The 3,647-nt window shown below is 71.5% G+C and carries 4 protein-coding genes; 3 read left to right on the forward strand and 1 reads right to left on the reverse strand.

Translation table 11 applies throughout. From position 1 onward, the window contains the following. Positions 1–134 precede the first annotated feature (134 nt). A complete protein-coding gene (locus ACIQAK_RS32950) occupies positions 135–599 on the reverse strand; it encodes a hypothetical protein (protein ID WP_366392893.1) in 465 nt (154 codons plus the stop codon). 311 nt (positions 600–910) lie between these two features. On the opposite strand from ACIQAK_RS32950, the gene galT reads away from it, so the two are divergent. The 3 genes from galT to ACIQAK_RS32965 form a co-directional block, all read left to right on the forward strand. Beyond that, the gene (gene galT / locus ACIQAK_RS32955) at positions 911–1,954 is read left to right on the forward strand and encodes a galactose-1-phosphate uridylyltransferase (RefSeq protein WP_366392894.1); all 1,044 of its coding nucleotides are present in this window, start codon (positions 911–913) and stop codon (positions 1,952–1,954) included. Then, complete coding sequence (galE, locus tag ACIQAK_RS32960; protein ID WP_366392895.1) at positions 1,951–2,949, forward strand: UDP-glucose 4-epimerase GalE; 999 nt, start codon at positions 1,951–1,953, stop codon at positions 2,947–2,949. Before galT ends, galE begins: the two co-directional genes overlap by 4 nt. Continuing rightward, positions 2,946–3,647 (forward strand): galactokinase family protein (locus tag ACIQAK_RS32965; protein WP_366392896.1); only part of this gene is annotated, 702 nt, incomplete at its 3' end. The genes galE and ACIQAK_RS32965, both read left to right, overlap by 4 nt.

Genomic DNA, 3,647 nt, shown 5'->3' on the forward strand with positions numbered 1-3,647 from the left:
CCGGCGGGGCGGTGGGGGGTGGGTTGGGAGTTTTGGGCGGCGGGCCCCCAGGACAGATAATAATTTATGGCGCGGGGGGGGGCCCACCAACAACCCGCCCCCCCCCAACCCGCCCCCCCCCCCACTCATCTCGTTTATCCCGAAAAGATGCGGGCGGCGAGAACCCGGATTCGGGCGGGGGCCGACGGCATGATGCGGCGGCGGCCCAGGTCGTCAAGGAACTCGATCGACCGCTGCTCGGATTCGAAGCCGTCCTGGAATCCCGCGTGCCTCAGCTCGATCGCCGAACTCACGTTGTCCCAGGCGGAGTGGAAGATCATATCGCCGAACCGCCAGTCGACGAGCTCCCGATAAGGAGTGGCGACGAGGTCGTGCTTCGCGACGGTCCGCCGCCCGACCGCCTCCTGCGACGGCATGGGGTCCGCCAGGCTGATCGTCTTCGGTTCTTCGAGCGTCATGCCGTAGTGCGCGGCGACCGCGCGCCACAGGTGGCTCCACCGCACCACGTCGCCATTGGCGATGTTGAAGACCTCGTCTGCCGCTCCGGGAGCCGACCCCGCCCATCGGGTCGCGCCCGCCAGGAGCCGCGCGTCCGTCATCTGACAGCGGAAGACCCAGTTCCTTGCTGATCGCGGCGTACGCGGCGATGACCCTGAGCAGGTTCATGGGCGTTCCCTGCGCGTATCCCATGACCGCCTCGGGGCGGAAGACGGTGGACCGGAAGCCCATCTCCTCGACGGGGTCCGTGGCCGTGGCGGGCCGAGCCGTACGGGCACCGCACGGTGCCGTGACGTCGCCGTTCCGCCTCCCGCCCGCGACGAGGTCCACGAGAGCTTGTTCCATTGACGGAGATGTTGACTTGTGGTTTGTTGTGTTTGGTTATGTTGGGAGGGATGGGTGGAGGACCCTGGTGAAGAAGACGGTTACGCGCCTGGCCGACGGCCGTGAGCTGATCTACTACGACTCCGCGGACGACACCGTCCGCGACGCCGTCGACCGGCGCCCGCTCGACGCCGTGTCGACCTCGTCCGAGATCCGCCGCGACCCGCTCCTCGGCGACGCGGTCGCCATCGCCTCGCACCGCCAGGCCCGCACCTACCACCCGCCGGCCGACGCCTGCCCGCTCTGCCCCACCCGGGACGGGCGCCTCAGCGAGATCCCCGACAGCCACTACGACGTCGCCGTCTTCGAGAACCGCTTCCCCTCCCTCGCCGGGGACTCCGGCCGCTGCGAGGTCGTCTGCTTCACCTCCGACCACGACGCGTCCTTCGCCTCCCTCACCGAGGAGCGGGCCGCGCTCGTCCTCGCCGCCTGGACCGACCGCACCGCCGAGCTGGGCGCGCTCGACCAGGTCACCCAGGTCTTCTGCTTCGAGAACCGCGGCGCGGAGATCGGCGTCACCCTCGGCCACCCGCACGGACAGATCTACGGCTACCCCTTCGTCACCCCGCGCACCGAGCTGATGCTCCGCTCCGCCGCCCGCCACCGCGAGGAGAGCGGGGGCAACCTCTTCGACGATGTGGTCGCCCGCGAGGAGAAGGACGGCACCCGGGTCGTCCTCGCCACCGACCACTGGATCGCCTACGTCCCGTACGCGGCCCACTGGCCCTACGAGGTCCACCTGCACCCCCGCCGCCGCGTCCCCGACCTGCCCGCACTCGACGAGGCCGCGCGGACGGAGTTCCCCCACGTCTATCTGGAACTTCTGAGGCGCTTCGACCGGATCTTCGGCCCCGGCGAGCCGCCGACCCCGTACATCTCCGCCTGGCACCAGGCGCCGTTCGGGGTCGAGGGCCGGGAGGAGTTCGCTCTGCACCTGGAGCTTTTCACCATTCGCCGCACCTCCGGCAAGCTGAAGTTCCTCGCGGGTTCCGAGTCCGGCATGAGCGTGTTCGTCAACGACGTGCCGCCGGAGGCCGCGGCCCAGCGACTGCGAGAGGTAGCGAGCCAGTGAGCAACCCCCAGAACCCGGCCAGCCCCCCGAAGAAGTACCTGGTCACCGGCGGCGCCGGCTACGTGGGCAGCGTGGTCGCCCAGCACCTGCTGGAGGCCGGGCACACGGTGACCGTTCTGGACGACCTCTCCACCGGCTTCCGCGTCGGCGTCCCGGCCGGCGCCGCGTTCATCGAGGGCCGCGTCCAGGACGCCGCCCGCCACCTGGACCCCTCCTACGACGGGGTCCTCCACTTCGCCGCGTACTCCCAGGTCGGCGAGTCCGTCGTGGACCCGGAGAAGTACTGGGTCAACAACGTCGGCGGCACCACCGCCCTGCTCGCCGCGATGCGCGAACACGGGGTGCGCACCCTCGTCTTCTCCTCCACCGCCGCCACCTACGGCGAACCGGTCTCCAGCCCCATCACCGAAACCGACCCCACCGCCCCCACCAGCCCCTACGGCGCCTCCAAGCTCGCCGTCGACCACATGATCAGCGGTGAGGCCACCGCCCACGGCCTGGCCGCCGTCTCGCTGCGCTACTTCAACGTGGCCGGTGCGTACGGCAGTTGCGGTGAACGCCACACCCCCGAGTCCCACCTCATCCCGCTGGTCCTCCAAGTGGCCTTGGGCAGGCGGGAGTCGATCTCCGTCTACGGCGACGACTACCCCACCCCCGACGGCACCTGCGTCCGCGACTACATCCATGTCGCCGACCTCGCCGAGGCCCACCTCCTCGCCCTGGACGCGGCCACTCCGGGCGAACACCTCATCTGCAACCTCGGCAACGGCAACGGCTTCTCGGTCCGCGAGGTCATCGAGACCGTCCGCAAGGTCACCGGCCACCCGGTCCCCGAGACCCCGGCCCCGCGCCGCGGCGGCGACCCGGCCGTCCTCGTCGCCTCCGCCGCCACCGCCATCGAACGCCTGGGCTGGCAGCCCTCCCGCGCCGACCTGGCCGGAATCGTCGCCGACGCCTGGGAGTTCGCCCGCCGAGAGGAGTCCACCGCCCCATGACCGAGACCGTCGCGACCGCCGAGGCGTCCGGACCCGACCCCGCCGCCACCTTCACCGAGCTGTACGGGGGTGAACCCCACGGCGTATGGGCGGCACCCGGACGGGTGAACCTCATCGGCGAGTACACCGACTTCAACGACGGCTTCGTCATGCCGCTCGCCCTCCCGCACACCGCCCGCGCCGCCGTCTCCCCGCGCACCGACGGCGTCCTGCGGCTGCACTCCTCCGACGTGCCCGGCGGCGTCGTCTCGCTGCGCGTGGAGGAGCTGGCCCCGCACTCCGGCCACGGCTGGGCCGCCTACCCGGCGGGCGTGGTCTGGGCGCTGCGCGAGGCCGGCCACCCGGTCACCGGCGCGGACATCGCCCTGACCTCCACCGTCCCCACCGGCGCCGGGCTCTCCTCCTCCGCCGCCCTGGAGACCGTCACCGCGCTCGCCCTGAACGACCTCTTCCAGCTCGGCCTGAGCGGGCCCGAGCTGGCGGTGGTCGGGCGCCGCGCCGAGAACGACTTCGTGGGCGTGCCCTGCGGGATCATGGACCAGATGGCGTCGGCCTGCTGCACCGAGGGCCACGCCCTGCACCTGGACACCCGCGACCTCACCTTGCGCCAGGTCCCCTTCGACCTGGCCGCCCAGGGCCTCACGCTCCTGGTCGTCGACACCCGGGTCAAGCACGCGCTCGGCGACGGGGCGTACGCG

Origin of the sequence: Streptomyces sp. NPDC088706 (assembly GCF_044752765.1) — a bacterium.
In the GTDB taxonomy this organism is placed as follows: domain Bacteria; phylum Actinomycetota; class Actinomycetes; order Streptomycetales; family Streptomycetaceae; genus Streptomyces.

Excerpts from the sequence above, each read along its gene's own strand:
- ACIQAK_RS32950 (WP_366392893.1), bottom strand. The coding sequence starts at position 599 with ATGACGGACGCGCGGCTCCTGGCGGGCGCGACCCGATGGGCGGGGTCG.